The organism is Paenibacillus endophyticus, from assembly GCF_014192395.1.
Classification (GTDB): domain Bacteria; phylum Bacillota; class Bacilli; order Paenibacillales; family Paenibacillaceae; genus Pristimantibacillus; species Pristimantibacillus endophyticus.
The window spans coordinates 370606-384819 of the sequence record NZ_JACHXW010000006.1; the positions used below are offsets into that span (position 1 = coordinate 370606).

Here is a 14214-nt window from a genome sequence, read left to right on the forward strand (position 1 = left end):
ACTTGCTTCTGCGGCTTTTTTCATTTCATAAAATAAATATGCATTCGGAGTGAACGAATCGCGCAAGCTGTTCGTCTAAGCTATATTACCGAAAGAAGCAAGGGGGTCAGGCGCTCGTGGAAGACGAGGCGAAGCTTATTAAGAAAGCGGTTCGCGGAGATATGCGGGCGCTATCCGAGTTGCTCCGTGAGCATTACTCATTTTTGTATCAGTATCTGCTTAAGGCAACGATGAACAAAAACCGTGCGGAGGATGTTACGCAGGAGACGATGCTGAAGGCGATTGAGAAAATAGCGACCTTTCAGGGAAAAGCAAAATTCTCAACATGGCTGATTACGATAGCCTCAAGGATTGTTATTGACCGGATGCGCCGCAATGAGCTGGAGCGGCATTGGCTTCAGGAAGAAGGCTCGCTGCGGTCGATCCAATACGAAACCATCCGGGAGGGCGTTGATTGGTCGGATGCACTCCAAGCACTGGGACGGCTAAGCAGCAGCATACGAATTCCTGTACTGCTTAAATATTATTACGGCTATGGACAAGATGAAATATCCGCAATGCTGGACATTCCCGCGGGAACGGTGAAATCGAGACTGCATAATGGATTGAAGCAGCTGCGAAAGGAGCTAACGGAGCATGAAGAAGCATGATGAGGAGGACCAACTTTGGTTCAATAATCTAATGAAAGAAGATTTAACCCGTTTTGACGCTGCGCATGCGCCGGAGGTTCCTGAGCAGCATCGATTTGAGGAGCTTGTTTATGCCCACGTGCAGGATACGAAAAGAAAGCTTTGGAGGGAACTGCTGCTATTCTGGTTGCTGGCATGCTTTATTTTCGGAGTGATGCTGTGGATCATCGACCGCAACTGGATATGGTTCGCAATTATTCAAGCAGTCACTACGGCTGGCGGAATTGGGTATGCGAGCTACGCACTCGCACGGGGGAGGCACCGCGAATGGAAGAGCTGAAAATCTTGCCGATATGGTTTTGGATTTTGCTCGTTGCTGCTCTGATTGCGCAATCTACCTGGCTATTTATCGATGCGCGCAAACGGGACAGCATGCCTTGGCTTTGGGGAATATGGGGCTTGATTCAAATTCCGATGCCGCTTGCCTTTTATTTTTTATTTGTTCGTAGCGGGTGGTTTCGTCGCGGCAGACGAAAAGAAGAAAAGTAGAGATTTAGAGAGCTAGAGAAGCAACTGCGGAAGCTGACAGGCTTAAAGGAGGATAAAGGATGAATGAATCAATCGTAATCGCCGACTTGTTGCCAATCCTTGCACCGATTATCGTCATTCAGTTGATCATAATGACTATCGCTTTGGTTTTGTGTGCAAAGGCGGAGAGTACGCGCGGACCCAAGTGGGTCTGGGTTCTTATTATTATTTTTATCAATATATTCGGGCCGATCGCCTTTTTTATCGCAGGCAGGAGGAATGAAGGATGACTGCATTGCTTGAGGTTAAAGATTTGACGAAAGCTTTCGGCACCGTAAAAGCAGTTGATGGCATCCATTTTACGATAGCCGAGGGGCATTGCGTTGCGCTGCTCGGACCGAATGGGGCAGGCAAAACGACGACCATTCGCATGATTGCCGGCCTTCTAAAGCAAACATCAGGTCAGATGGTCTTCAAAGGTGCCGGAAATCGCGGAGAACACAGAGAGCTGATTGGATACTTGCCGCAAACGCCTTCCTTCCATAATTGGATGACGGGTTTTGAGTTTGTTGTCTATGCTGGTCAATTGTGCGGCCTGACCTCTGCCGAGGCCAAGAAAAGTGCAAAGGAACTGGTTGAACGCGTTGGAATTGCAGGCGCTGCCAAAAGGCGGATCGGCTCGTACTCAGGCGGCATGAAGCAGCGGCTTGGGCTTGCACAAGCGCTTGTCCATCGGCCGAAGCTGCTTGTTATGGATGAACCGGTATCGGCGCTAGATCCGATTGGGCGCAGGGAGGTGCTTGATCTTCTGCGTGAATTGAAACGGGAAACGACGGTGCTCTTCTCGACGCATGTCCTTCATGATGCTGAGGCGCTTTGTGATGATGTCATCATTATTCGTGAAGGAAAAGTTGCTCTGCAAGGAGCAATTGAAACCATCCGCGATGAGCGGCGGAAGCCAATCATTAATCTGCAGCTTGAGAATGATGAAAGCTCAAGGCAATGGCTAGCTTTATTTATCCAAACCATAAGGGATGAGAAGAGGCTTGCCAATCAACTCTCTTTGTTCGAAACAGCAGAGCAGCACGAAGGAGCTGCCAGCTTTGCCGTGAAGGATGTAGACGCTGCTAGGCAGCTCCTTATCGGAGAGATGGCTCGCAATCAAATAAAAATAAGCAAGCTAGAGGTAGGCCATTCATCATTAGAGGATTTGTTTATGAAGGTGGTGGGCGAATGAAGGGTGCAGCGAATACGTCAAACAAGCTTGACCCAACATCCTTCATGACCTCAAGCTTTATCCGCTATCTGGTTATGGTTCAGAAGGAGCTGCTCGAACAAGCAAGAAGCTATAAGCTGCTATGGGTACCGCTTGTGTTCGTGCTCCTTGGAATCATGCAGCCTGTTTCGACCTATTATATGCCTGTAATTCTAGAGCATGCGGGCAGCTTGCCGGAGGGAACGGTTATCGATATTCCAATGCCGCTCGGAGCCGAGGTACTCGCACAAACCCTTCAGCAATTCGGAACGCTGGGCATGCTTGTTCTCGTATTAGCCTGCATGGGAACGGTTTCCGGCGAGCGTCTCAGCGGTGTCTCAGCGATTATTCTTGTAAAGCCCATATCGGCATCAGCCTATATCAGTTCCAAGTGGACGTCGATGCTGCTGCTTGCGTGGGGCTCGCTTGCAGCCGGTTATTTGGCATCCTGGTACTATACGGGGTTATTGATCGGTGAGACGCCAATCGTCCAGGCATACGAAAGCATGCTCGTATATGGTTTGTGGTTAAGCGCGGTAATGACGATTACCCTGCTTTTCAGTACATGGTTGCGAAGCTCGGCAGCAGCGGCTTTTGCTGCGCTAGGCGGCGCATTGATGCTAACCTTGCTGGCGAGCCTTTTCCCCAAGCAGCTTGGCTGGACGCCGGGTGCTTTAAGCGGATTTGCCTATCAACTAGCGGCCGCAGGCACACCAGACTCTAGCACTTTGAGTGCAGCTGTAGTAGTAACTATTGTTTGTATGTTAGGTTCAATAAGTCTTGCAGCCTTGCAGCTTCGCAAAAGTTTGGCAGCTGAATAAAGAAAAGTCTGTCTATTGACTCTCTTCGATTGGACACCGCTATTATTTTTTAGTAGGATAGTAGTGAAAGAATCAGCGGCGAAGAAACGGGAGTTGAGGACGATGCTACAACTAGGCACAAAGGTCGTCATTGTGGCTGACCAATTTGAACAAAACCTTCCCATTGGGGAGCATGGTTATATAATAGCTTACGATCGCAATGCGGATAATGTGTTTGATTACGTACTGAGGGTGCCTTCGGCGAATCGGAACTTTTTAATTCCGGACGAGGACGTAGAGCTCGAAGAGGTACTTATTCAAGATGAGGTCGATCGAATCGAACGGGAGGCGCTAATTGATTTCGCACTCGCTACGCACAACGAAGAATTGTTCAAGCGTGTGATGAATGGCGAGCCTGAGCAGGAGACCGAGCTCGAACAGGCAGGCAATGAACCGCTTAGCCCTGCCGATTTTATCCGTCAAGTTAATTTAAAAGCATGGATTTAGCTTGCAGCCATGCGCTGCAGACTGTTCTGCATGTCACTTTGCTGACATCGGAGCAGTCTTTTTTTATGCTGTCACTTGAATTGCGTGCATATGGGCTGGATGTTTGCCCCTTTTCATTGATGTTCGCCATGCAAGTAAGATATAATAGGAAGAATGATTACAGGAATAGGAAAGGAAGAATACCTGATGAGCATTACGCCCAAGGATGTAGAGCATGTCGCGAGACTGGCGCGGCTTGAGCTTTCCGACTCGGAGAAAGATCAATTTACAGAGCAGCTTAACGCGATATTGAAATATGCCGAGAAGCTAAACGGTTTGGATACCGAAAATGTCGAGCCAACCAGCCATGTGCTTCCGATTACGAATGTGATGCGTGCGGATGAGAATCGGCCTTCGCTGCCGATCGAGAAAGTGCTGCTGAATGCGCCTGATGAAGAGGATGGACAATTTAAAGTACCTGCGGTACTTGAATAATACGAATGGGTTTTATTTGAAGGGAGGAACTACTGTTGGCACTGTTTGATTTGCGCCTGCAGGATGTACATAACAAGCTGAACAATAAGGAACTTTCCGTTTCTGAGCTGGTTAGCGCATCATATGCGAGAATTGCAGAAACTGAGCCTGCTATCAAGGCTTTTATTACGTTGAATGAAGAACAAGCACGCTTGCAGGCTTCCGAGCTGGACAAGCAATTGCAAGAAGGCGGCGAACGCGGGTTGCTGTTTGGATTGCCGGCGGGAGTGAAGGACAATATCGTAACAGAAGGACTGCTTACAACCTGCGCAAGCCAGTTCTTAAGCAATTATGATCCGATCTACGATGCAACCGTCGTTCGCAAGCTGAAAGCCGCTCAATCTGTAACGATTGGCAAGCTGAATATGGACGAGTTCGCTATGGGCGGATCGAATGAGAATTCAAGCTTTTATCCGACACGCAATCCATGGAATACGGAATTCGTACCAGGCGGATCCAGCGGTGGATCGGCAGCATCAGTGGCAGCGGGCCAAGTATACTTCTCGCTCGGATCTGACACTGGCGGTTCGATTCGGCAGCCTGCTGCTTATTGCGGTATCGTAGGTCTTAAGCCTACTTATGGGCTTGTGTCGCGATTCGGACTCGTTGCATTTGCTTCTTCCCTTGACCAAATCGGTCCATTAACCAAAAATGTTGAGGACTCTGCGTATGTATTGCAAGCTATTGCTGGTTATGATGCAGGCGACTCCACGTCTGCTAATGTGGAAATTCCTGATTATACATCGGCACTTACTGGCGATGTTAAAGGCTTGCGTATTGGCGTGCCGAAGGAGTACCTCGGAGCGGGTATCGATCCGCGTGTGAAGGAAGCGGTGCTCCAAGCGCTATCGGTATATGAGTCTTTAGGCGCTACGTGGGAAGAGGTTTCGCTGCCCCATACGGAATATGCGATTGCGACGTATTATTTGCTTGCTTCCTCGGAGGCATCATCAAACCTGGCTCGCTTTGACGGTGTGCGTTATGGCGTACGCGCTGAGAATCCAGAAAACCTGATCGATTTATATAAGAAATCACGCAGCGAAGGCTTTGGCGCCGAAGTGAAGCGCCGGATTATGCTTGGCACATATGCGCTCAGCTCGGGCTATTACGACGCCTATTATTTGAAAGCTCAGAAAGTGCGTACGTTAATCAAACAGGATTTCGATCAAGTGTTCAGCCAATATGACCTGATTATCGGACCGACGGCTCCGACACCTGCTTTCCGTATTGGAGAGCAGGTTGGCGATCCATTAACGATGTATTTAAACGATATTTGTACGATACCAGTTAGTCTTGCAGGCGTTCCCGCTATTAGTGTACCGTGCGGAATGGCTGACGGCTTGCCGATCGGCTTGCAGATTATCGGGAAAGCGTTCGACGAATCGACGGTGCTGCGCGCCGCTCATGCGTTCGAGCAGCATACGGAGCATCATAAACAACGCCCGCAGCTATAAGCGGCCATATATACGTTTACGAAGGGATCGATACGAATGTCTGAACCGAACAAATACGAAACGGTTGTAGGGCTGGAAGTCCATGTGGAGCTGCATACGAATAGTAAAATCTTTTGCGGCTGCTCCACGGCTTTCGGTGCGCCACCGAACACCCATACCTGTCCAGTATGCCTTGGACATCCCGGCGTGCTGCCGGTATTGAACCGCCAAGCAGTCGAATACGCGATGAAAGCAGCGATGGCGCTTAATTGCCAAATCGCGGACATCAGTAAATTTGACCGTAAAAACTACTTTTATCCGGATTCTCCGAAAGCATATCAGATCTCTCAATTCGATCAGCCGATCGGCGAGCATGGCTGGATCGATATTGAGGTGAATGGCGAAACGAAGCGGATTGGCATTACAAGGCTCCATCTCGAGGAAGACGCAGGCAAGCTGACTCACGTAGACGGCGGCTATGCATCCCTTGTCGATTTCAACCGTGTTGGAACGCCGCTCATCGAGATCGTATCGGAGCCTGATATTCGAACGCCTGAAGAAGCCAAAGCCTATCTGGAGAAAATAAAGGCCATTATGCAGTACTGCGACGTATCGGACGTGAAGATGGAGGAAGGCAGCTTGCGCTGCGATGCCAACATCAGCCTTCGTCCATACGGACAGAAGGAATTCGGTACGCGTGCCGAGCTCAAAAACATGAACTCCTTCCGCGGCGTTCAGCGTGGTCTTGAATATGAGCAGCTCCGCCAAGCGGAGATTTTAGATGGCGGCGGCGAAGTGATTCAAGAGACGCGTCGTTTTGACGATGCGCTGGGCAAGTCGTTCTCAATGCGTGGCAAGGAAGAGGCACATGATTATCGCTATTTCCCGGATCCGGATCTTGTGCAGCTGCATATCAGCGAAGAATGGAAGCAAAGCGTGCGAGCGACTATTCCGGAATTGCCAGACGGGCGCAAAGCCAGATATACGTCTGAGTACAGCCTGCCGTCTTATGACGCAGAAGTGATCACATCATCCAAGAAACTCGCGGATTTCTTCGAGGAGAGCCTTTCCTATACGAAAGATGCCAAAGCGGTTTCGAACTGGATCATGGGCGATTTGCTCGGTTATTTGAATGCGAACGGGCAGGAAATTTCAGATGTGAAAATTACGGGACAAGGTCTCGGCGAAATGATCGGTTTGCTTGAGAAAGGCACGATCAACGGAAAGATTGCCAAAACGGTATTCAAAGCCATGCTTGAATCGGGCAAACTCCCGCAGCAAATCGTTGAGGAGCAAGGCCTTGTTCAAATTAGCGATGAAGGCGCCGTTCTCGTTATAGTGGACCAGATTATCGAAGCGAATCCACAATCGGTTGAGGATTACAGGGCAGGCAAGGACAAAGCGATTGGTTTCCTGGTCGGTCAGATCATGAAAGCATCCAAAGGCAAAGCGAATCCCGCACTTGCCAACAAGCTGTTAATCGAGCGCTTGAAATAAAGCGTTCTATACCAAAAAGACGCGGTTCATCATGCGATGAGCCGCGTCTTTCTTTTTGGGCAGCCGGTATTGTACAAGAGCTGTGCGCTCCAACTCGAGCATACACTTATGTTACAATAGCGTGTATAGAAAGGTCGGGATCGCTTATGGAATTACTTGCCACGCATAATCCTTGGAATATCAGCGAGCTTCATATTCTGCTCCGATTGCTCCTTGCGCTGCTCCTCGGCGGCCTTGTAGGCTTTGAACGCGAACAATCGAATCATGCAGCGGGCTTGCGTACGAATATATTGGTCTGTTTAGGCTCCTGCTTGCTAATGCTGCTCTCTATGTACGGTTTCTCAGCATTTGTTGATGAACCGAATGTTCGGGTTGACCCTGCGCGTCTTGCGGCAGCCGTTATTACAGGAATTGGATTTCTTGGCGCGGGAACGATACTGTTTACCGGGAAGTCTATTACAGGTCTAACCACCGCTGCATCGCTTTGGGTCGTATCCGCCATTGGACTGGCCGTGGGAGCAGGATTTTATTTTGCATCGGCAACCGCGACTGTAATGGTGCTCGTTACGCTGTGGGCATTCAATAAGCTGGAGAAAAGATATATTAATATCAAGAAGGAGCATTTGCTCAAAATCAAAGCCAAGGATCTGTCTCAAGCCATGATTGATATAAACGGATTGTTATTGGACCGCAAGATCATCATGAGAAAAATGCTGCTGGAAGAATGCGAGGACGATGACGAGGGCGGTCAGGTAATGCTGCAACTGTACATTACATTGCCGAAATCGGAAACGCTGCTCGTCCTGCTCGATAGCATTAAGCATTTGGAGGGTGTGCGTTGGGTCAGCTCGGAATAAAACGAATGAAAAACAGACTGCTTACGGTTTTGTTTGCTTTTGCAATGCCTGGTGCGGGACATATGTATACCGGACAGCATCCGAAGGGCTTGCTGCTGATTGCAGCCTTTTGGCTGGATTTGACTGCGATTGTTCGGTTGGCGGATTCTGACGGGGGAAGACATTTATTGCTTATCGTTTACTTAGGAATCATGCTGCCTGTTTTTTATTTCATCAGTGTATTTGATTCTTTGCAGAGTGCTGATGCTGCGCATCACAAGCCTGCCACGTTTAATGCTGTGCACGGCAGTTTATTATTGGCAGCGGGAATTGTCATGCTTGTTTTGGTGAAACCGCCTCAAGCTATTATGCCATGGATGAATGAACTTGCTGAGCTTTGCGTAGGTCCAATTATTATGGCATCTTCTATTATACTGCTGCTACGTTCACGGAAAGGGTCGGTACTTATGTTTAAGCTTGGACGCTTTACAGCTGCGGTTCTCATACTGGTGGTGGGAGTTCTGCTTTTATTGGACCAATTAAACGGGCGAAATGATATTTCACTACTGGGACAATGGTGGCCTGTCATATTTATTATATTAGGATTAGAAATTATACTGTACAGCTGGAAATTTAAAGGGGTGGAGAAGAAGCTTCGGCTGGACGTAGCAGGCGGGATGATTGCGCTTGTCATTACATTTACGGCTTATGCTGTAACGCAATACGCGGATATTCCTTTTCGCTGGCTGGATCAATTCAATGTGGATTTGAACGGAGCTGCCGACTATGGTGAAGAAAAAGGCTTCCGATATGACAAAGCGATCATTAAAGTACCGCTTGATGAGGCAGTTTCCCTTATCCGTATCGCCAATCCTAATGGACAGGTGACCGTTCGAACAGGGGACGTACAGGAAATCGAGGTTGTTACTGCTGTATGGGTAGATGTCATTGAAAAATCGGAAGCGGATGCAATTGCCGAGCAATCAACTGTAAAAGTCAATCCTGGCAAAGAAGTAACACTCGAGGCGAAAGGCGAGTCTTATGGAGCAAATGGCAGCAGGAAGCCAAGAATGAATATGCTCATAACCGTACCTATGTCATTGTCGGATCAGGTAAAGGTTGAAGAGGAGCCTACTCCGACGCCAAAACCGTCAGCAACGGATGGATTAGCAATTTCACCTTCCCCTACGGAAACGGATACAACGGATGGAGCAGGTACTCCAGCATCTCCTACGGCAACCAATATAGAAGAAGTAGAGCAAAGCCCGGATGTTACAGAAGAGCCGAAGCCAGCTTTGAACCTGCAAATAGAAGCAGATAACGGTTCAGTTGAAATTATGAAGCTTTTGCTTCCCGGCGGCTTGGACATTCGGAGCAACAGCGGAATGGTAACGGTTAGCAACATTGTTGGAGCTGTTTCCGTCAAAGGTAATAATAGCGGAATTACGGTTAACGGCATAACCGGTGATTCCATTCTAGAAACCAAAAACGGTACGATTACAGCAGCGAACATAAAAGGAAAGCTTTATGCCAACACCCTCAATGGAAGCCTGGAGATTAAGGAAATCGAAGGGAATATCGAAGCCGAAACCAAAAACGGGAAAATTAAAATGGATGGCGCAGGCTCGTCAGTAAAAGCAGATACTTTAAACGGCAGCATTGAGCTGAACAGCAGCGCGGTAGGCGGTGACTGGGACTTGGACAGCTCCGTTGGCGAAGTAAAGCTCGCAATGCCGGCTGATGGACATTTTCGGATGTACGGATCGGTAACTTTCGGTAATATTACGACGGAGCTTCCGCTTGAGGTAAGTAAGAAAACGATTAGAGGCACTATAGGAGAGGGGACTTACCGCATTCAAATTAATGCCACAAACAGCATTGCCATTAGGCAATTTGGGCTATCCCAATAAGGCGCATTCATTGACAAACGCTTAAACAAGAACGTACAATAGCTGTAACTACTTAGGAAGGGCGTGAGGGGAATGGGAGCCAGCGTTAACTTAGCACTTGAGCAACTGAAGAGCAACGGCGTCCGAATGACCCCGCAGCGTCACGCCATATTAAGCTATTTGATGGATTCAATGACCCATCCTACTGCAGATGAAATTTATAAAGCGCTCTCGCCGATCTACCCCAGCATGAGCGTGGCTACAATATATAACAATCTGCGTTTATTTGTAGAAGCTGGATTAGTGCGTGAGCTGACTTACGGTGACGATTCAAGTCGTTTCGACTCGGATTTATCGGATCATTACCATGCGATTTGCAAACATTGCGGTTCCATTGTAGACTTCGATTATCCGCCGCTGCTTGAGGTTGAGCGTGCTGCATCGCGAGTGACGGGGTTTGTCGTGGAAGGCCATCGGATGGAGATATACGGAATATGCTCGACATGCAATGCCACATCAGCGAAATAATGGCGTTAAGCCACTAAACGAACGTGCCGTGAAGCGAATCAACGCTAATCTGCACGTTTTTTATTAGGAAGCCTACTATCATGAATGGATTCAGGAGTGTGATGACTTGGAAACAATGTATAACCGAGCGCCGCGGCGTAAAGGCAACCGTGGAGCCCGGAGCATCTTTTTATTATTTATAGTCGGTGTATTAGCCGTATTTTGTTGGTACGGGTACATGCGTTATATTCCGAACAATGAACAAACAGTGCCAGATTATCAAGCAGAATATCCAATTCTTATCCGGGGCGTTGAAGCAAATCAGGGGGCTATTATCGAAAACAATGAAGTCAAGCTGCCTCTTTCGGTACTTGAGCAGGAGCTTGGAGCGGACAAGCCTATCCGATATGAACCGGATTCGGGCTCCATTATTTTGACGACAGCCGATAAGGTGTTTCATTTGAAAACAGACTCCCTAACCGCCACAATCAATCAAAAGCCCTATAACTTAACGATTGCGGCAGAAAAGAAAAATGACAATGTCTATATTCCGGCAGAGCCATTAGCAGAGCTATATGGACTGAAGGTTGAATACATGGAAGACACAGGAATCGTTACTCTATTGTCAGAAGGAGAATCGATTCAGCTCGGACAGGCTATTCGTGAGAAGGGCGCAGCAATTCGCACCGAAGCTACCATTCGTGCTCCTTTCATTCAAAAGGTACTTCCAGGTGAATCGTTAAGAATCTGGCAGGAGCAGGACGGTTGGCTGCATGTTCAAAGCGCTAACGGTTGGACAGGCTTCGTGAACAAAAAGGATGTAGAGCTAACAGAAATTGACCAGACACCAGCCAAGGAGCAAGCAGCACCTTTCATTGCTTGGAAGGTGCTGGGCAACAAAATCAATATGACCTGGGAAGCGGTATACGAACGCAAGATCGATACAGCTAAAATTTCTCCGATGCAAGGTTTAAATGTTATAAGCCCAACTTGGTTTGCGTTAGCTGATGATAAAGGAACCATTAAAGGCAAAGCGGATTCCGCTTATGTCAAATGGGCACATAATCAAGGCTTGCAAATATGGGCGCTTTTCAGTAACGATTTTGAGCCGGACCGAACGACCAAAGCCTTAGCTACAGCGGAAACACGGTTTTTTATGATCCAACAGTTGATTGCTTTTGCTCAAATGTATGGTCTGCAAGGCATCAATTTAGATTTCGAGAATGTGCATACGTCCGACAAAGCGAATTTCGTGCAATTCGTGAGAGAGCTTACGCCTCTGCTGCACGAGCAGGGCTTGGTGGTTTCAGTTGATGTTACGCCTAAATCGAATAGCGAAATGTGGTCATTGTTTTTGGATCGTGCAGCATTAGGAAGCGTTGTTGATTATATGATGGTTATGGCTTACGACGAGCACTGGGCCTCTAGTCCGAAATCAGGTTCGGTTGCTTCCCTGCCTTGGACAGAGAGTTCGCTCGCTCGGATCATGCAAGAGGATGGCGTTCCTTCTAATAAGCTTATATTGAGCATGCCGCTGTATACGCGCATATGGACAGAGAAGAAGGGGGCGGACGGTAAAGTGGATGTCTCATCGAAGGCCGTAGGTATGGAGCGGGTTAAAGACATTATAAAAGAAAAGAAACTGAAGCCTGTGTTTGACGCTGCAGCAGGACAGAATTACGTACAATATACGGAGAATGGAAATCTTACGCGGATTTGGATAGAGGATGACGTTTCCATAAAAGCTCGCGTTGCGCTCGTGCGCAAATATGATTTGGCTGGCGTTGCAACCTGGCAGCGCGCTTTTCAAACCCCGCCGATATGGAAAACAATTGATGATGCTATCAAGCTTAAGCCATAATATTCTAACTCTTTATAAATCAAAAGCGCCGCCTCCTTGTTGGATACAGGGAGGCGGCGCTTTATCGTTGTATGCGTGAATGGCAATAATTAAACCTGCTGCTCGGTTGGATTATGAGTAGCTTGTGCGGGATCAAGCGTCAGCATCGTTTTGCAATACATGCATCGGTCGGTTTTTCCAAGCATCTTGGTAGGACGGCTGCATTCAGGGCATTGCAGCATCGTTGCGCTTGTGGACATCATTCCAGCCCAGAAATAAACGGCGACGCTTATGAGCAAGGAGATCATTCCGATTACCATAAAAATGGCGGCAATAATCTTTCCAGCTTGTCCCCAAAAAACGATGCCGGCAGTGCCGAGAATCATTACACCCATGCCCACTAAGGTGAAGACAAGTCCCCAGAGACGGAATTCATTGATCTTGGCAGACTTAAAAAAGAACTTATTCATGCGTTCAAACCCTTCCTATAACGAATGACTTTTAAATTGAGTCTGTTTTCTGTGTTAGTAAGCAGGAATGTGCCTCTAACCTGTCGAAAAAGAATAAAACTGTAGAATATTATTATAGCTTAATAAAATGTGATTAGCTATATGGAGGAACCAGTGAAACATATAAAAGCGTACATCGCAAAGAGCTATCAAGATGAACCTAGTGTTATCGGAGTGGCTGTCATTGAGAACCCGTATCCATACAATCCTTTGATTGATGGTCTGGATTCATTAGTGCTTGTTGTCGTGCAGGAGGATCATCCCCGTAATGAAACAGAGCATATTCAAATTGCTGGCAAGCGGGTAATGATTCGCATGATAGATTCAAATGGTCTGGCAGAGTGGCTGTCAGGCGGAGAAAACCGCAATATTATTGAGTGGCTAGTTCGGGGGGAGATCTTGGTGGATCGCGACGGCTATTTAAGCAATGTTCGTGAACGGATTCTTCAGTTTCCTGATTCAATGAGGGAGCAGAAGCAATTCACGGAATTTGCCGGTTTCTTAAGAACGTATTTGCAAGCAAAGCAGGATTTGCTTGACAATAATTTACTCGATGCATATAGCCATATATTAACTGCTCTTAATCATTGGGCGCATATTGTTCTTATAGAAGAAGGACGTCATCCCGAGCTGACAGTCTGGAAACAGCTGAGGCGCGTTCATCCTGGTATATACAAGCTTTACGAAGAGCTGACTGTAAGTCCGGAAACGCTGGAGCAGAGAGTTCAATTGGTTATGCTTGGCTGCGAGTTCTCCGTCATGACCAAAATGAAAACTAGCTGCGTGCTGTTATTTAATATTCTAAAAAGCCGCGAAGAGCCTTGGAGCATTGCTGAGCTTCAGTCTCACCCATCGATACATGTGCTGCATGTCGATTTGTCGCTTATTCTTCAGAAGCTTGTAATGCGAGAATATATTCGTGAAGTAGCCGTTATACACGAGCATGGGGATGTCGGTGCACTTGAGCTGCGTTATATGATGAATGATCATAACTCTGTTTAAGGAAATGAAGTTATTATAAAGGCTTGTTAAGCCGCTACTATAGGGCTTAACAAGCCTTTTTTAATATTTATGGTTATTTTGAAAATCATGCTTGACTTAGCGGATCGACTGATGATATATTAGTACTCGCCGCTTTTGAAGAATGTTTTCTCGCACAAACGACAACTGAAAAAAATGTCGAATGACGAAAAAAAGTGCTTGCAATGAGATAGGCGAATGTGATATATTATAAAAGTCGCCGAAACGAAACACCTCGTCGACACGAAAGAAAAGATTGCTCTTTGAAAACTGAACAACGAGTAATAACTGCCTCGCAAATCCTTCGGGATAAGCGAAAAAGCGATAACAAGTAATGAGCATTTCAAACACCAATTTGGAGAGTTTGATCCTGGCTCAGGACGAACGCTGGCGGCGTGCCTAATACATGCAAGTCGAGCGGATCTTGTCCTTCGGGACAAGGTTAGCGGCG

16 protein-coding genes and 1 rRNA gene are annotated in these 14214 nt (G+C 47.4%); 16 read left to right on the forward strand and 1 reads right to left on the reverse strand.

Features of this window, described 5'->3' with window-relative positions:
• Nucleotides 1-116 precede the first annotated feature (116 nt).
• From sigY to FHS16_RS13090, 14 genes are all read left to right on the forward strand, one after another.
• Nucleotides 117-650, forward strand: a complete 534-nt coding sequence (gene sigY / locus FHS16_RS13025; RefSeq protein ID WP_312890880.1) for an RNA polymerase sigma factor SigY — start codon at nt 117-119, stop codon at nt 648-650.
• The gene (locus tag FHS16_RS13030; protein ID WP_183562669.1) at nt 637-969 is read left to right on the forward strand and encodes a YxlC family protein; all 333 of its coding nucleotides are present in this window, start codon (nt 637-639) and stop codon (nt 967-969) included. The genes sigY and FHS16_RS13030 overlap by 14 nt, the downstream gene beginning before the upstream one ends.
• A complete protein-coding gene (locus FHS16_RS13035) occupies nt 957-1178 on the forward strand; it encodes a sigmaY antisigma factor component (RefSeq protein WP_183562671.1) in 222 nt (73 codons plus the stop codon). The genes FHS16_RS13030 and FHS16_RS13035 overlap by 13 nt, the downstream gene beginning before the upstream one ends.
• Before the next feature lie 59 nt (nt 1179-1237).
• Nucleotides 1238-1447: a PLD nuclease N-terminal domain-containing protein gene (locus tag FHS16_RS13040; protein WP_183562673.1), complete on the forward strand. Its 210-nt coding sequence runs from the start codon at nt 1238-1240 to the stop codon at nt 1445-1447.
• Entirely contained in the window at nt 1444-2394 is a 951-nt protein-coding gene (locus tag FHS16_RS13045; RefSeq protein WP_183562675.1) for an ABC transporter ATP-binding protein, read from the forward strand. The genes FHS16_RS13040 and FHS16_RS13045 overlap by 4 nt, the downstream gene beginning before the upstream one ends.
• Nucleotides 2391-3233 carry an ABC transporter permease gene (locus tag FHS16_RS13050; protein WP_183562677.1) on the forward strand — a complete coding sequence of 281 codons (843 nt, stop codon included), beginning with the start codon at nt 2391-2393 and terminating at the stop codon, nt 3231-3233. Before FHS16_RS13045 ends, FHS16_RS13050 begins: the two co-directional genes overlap by 4 nt.
• A 102-nt stretch (nt 3234-3335) precedes the next feature.
• The gene (locus tag FHS16_RS13055; RefSeq protein WP_183562679.1) at nt 3336-3719 is read left to right on the forward strand and encodes an ATPase; all 384 of its coding nucleotides are present in this window, start codon (nt 3336-3338) and stop codon (nt 3717-3719) included.
• Nucleotides 3720-3905: 186 nt separating this feature from the next.
• Nucleotides 3906-4193 (forward strand): Asp-tRNA(Asn)/Glu-tRNA(Gln) amidotransferase subunit GatC, encoded by a 288-nt coding sequence (gene gatC / locus FHS16_RS13060; protein WP_281379088.1) that lies wholly within the window; start codon nt 3906-3908, stop codon nt 4191-4193.
• A 35-nt stretch (nt 4194-4228) separates the two neighbouring features.
• Nucleotides 4229-5686 (forward strand): Asp-tRNA(Asn)/Glu-tRNA(Gln) amidotransferase subunit GatA, encoded by a 1458-nt coding sequence (gatA, locus tag FHS16_RS13065; RefSeq protein ID WP_183562681.1) that lies wholly within the window; start codon nt 4229-4231, stop codon nt 5684-5686.
• Nucleotides 5687-5722: 36 nt separating this feature from the next.
• Nucleotides 5723-7162, forward strand: a complete 1440-nt coding sequence (gatB, locus tag FHS16_RS13070) for an Asp-tRNA(Asn)/Glu-tRNA(Gln) amidotransferase subunit GatB (protein ID WP_183562683.1) — start codon at nt 5723-5725, stop codon at nt 7160-7162.
• A 146-nt stretch (nt 7163-7308) separates the two neighbouring features.
• Nucleotides 7309-8019, forward strand: a complete 711-nt coding sequence (locus FHS16_RS13075; protein ID WP_183562685.1) for an MgtC/SapB family protein — start codon at nt 7309-7311, stop codon at nt 8017-8019.
• Nucleotides 8001-9908, forward strand: coding sequence for a DUF4097 family beta strand repeat-containing protein (locus tag FHS16_RS13080; protein ID WP_183562687.1), 1908 nt, complete (start codon nt 8001-8003; stop codon nt 9906-9908). The genes FHS16_RS13075 and FHS16_RS13080 overlap by 19 nt, the downstream gene beginning before the upstream one ends.
• Before the next feature lie 72 nt (nt 9909-9980).
• Nucleotides 9981-10415 (forward strand): peroxide-responsive transcriptional repressor PerR, encoded by a 435-nt coding sequence (perR, locus tag FHS16_RS13085; protein WP_183562689.1) that lies wholly within the window; start codon nt 9981-9983, stop codon nt 10413-10415.
• 115 nt (nt 10416-10530) lie between these two features.
• A complete protein-coding gene (locus tag FHS16_RS13090) occupies nt 10531-12255 on the forward strand; it encodes a glycosyl hydrolase family 18 protein (RefSeq protein ID WP_246431743.1) in 1725 nt (574 codons plus the stop codon).
• A gap of 89 nt (nt 12256-12344) precedes the next feature.
• Here FHS16_RS13090 and FHS16_RS13095 read toward each other — a convergent pair whose 3' ends face one another.
• Nucleotides 12345-12704 carry a YgzB family protein gene (locus FHS16_RS13095; RefSeq protein WP_183562693.1) on the reverse strand — a complete coding sequence of 120 codons (360 nt, stop codon included), beginning with the start codon at nt 12702-12704 and terminating at the stop codon, nt 12345-12347.
• Nucleotides 12705-12857: 153 nt separating this feature from the next.
• Here FHS16_RS13095 and FHS16_RS13100 point away from each other — a divergent pair, with 153 nt between their 5' ends.
• On the forward strand, nt 12858-13745 hold the full coding sequence (locus FHS16_RS13100; RefSeq protein WP_312890881.1) for a nucleotidyltransferase-like protein: 888 nt from the start codon (nt 12858-12860) through the stop codon (nt 13743-13745).
• 370 nt (nt 13746-14115) lie between these two features.
• Nucleotides 14116-14214: ribosomal RNA gene (locus FHS16_RS13105) — 16S ribosomal RNA — on the forward strand; the annotation flags it as partial.

What these genes read in the sequence shown, in the direction of transcription:
- FHS16_RS13030 (WP_183562669.1), top strand. Translation starts at nt 637, where the DNA reads ATGAAGAAGCATGATGAGGAGGACCAACTTTGGTTCAATAATCTAATG.
- FHS16_RS13035 (WP_183562671.1), top strand. Translation starts at nt 957, where the DNA reads ATGGAAGAGCTGAAAATCTTGCCGATATGGTTTTGGATTTTGCTCGTT.
- FHS16_RS13040 (WP_183562673.1), top strand. Translation starts at nt 1,238, where the DNA reads ATGAATGAATCAATCGTAATCGCCGACTTGTTGCCAATCCTTGCACCG.
- FHS16_RS13045 (WP_183562675.1), top strand. Translation starts at nt 1,444, where the DNA reads ATGACTGCATTGCTTGAGGTTAAAGATTTGACGAAAGCTTTCGGCACC.
- FHS16_RS13050 (WP_183562677.1), top strand. Translation starts at nt 2,391, where the DNA reads ATGAAGGGTGCAGCGAATACGTCAAACAAGCTTGACCCAACATCCTTC.
- FHS16_RS13055 (WP_183562679.1), top strand. Translation starts at nt 3,336, where the DNA reads ATGCTACAACTAGGCACAAAGGTCGTCATTGTGGCTGACCAATTTGAA.
- gatC (WP_281379088.1), top strand. Translation starts at nt 3,906, where the DNA reads ATGAGCATTACGCCCAAGGATGTAGAGCATGTCGCGAGACTGGCGCGG.
- gatB (WP_183562683.1), top strand. Translation starts at nt 5,723, where the DNA reads ATGTCTGAACCGAACAAATACGAAACGGTTGTAGGGCTGGAAGTCCAT.
- FHS16_RS13075 (WP_183562685.1), top strand. Translation starts at nt 7,309, where the DNA reads ATGGAATTACTTGCCACGCATAATCCTTGGAATATCAGCGAGCTTCAT.
- perR (WP_183562689.1), top strand. Translation starts at nt 9,981, where the DNA reads ATGGGAGCCAGCGTTAACTTAGCACTTGAGCAACTGAAGAGCAACGGC.
- FHS16_RS13090 (WP_246431743.1), top strand. Translation starts at nt 10,531, where the DNA reads ATGTATAACCGAGCGCCGCGGCGTAAAGGCAACCGTGGAGCCCGGAGC.
- FHS16_RS13095 (WP_183562693.1), bottom strand. Translation starts at nt 12,704, where the DNA reads ATGAATAAGTTCTTTTTTAAGTCTGCCAAGATCAATGAATTCCGTCTC.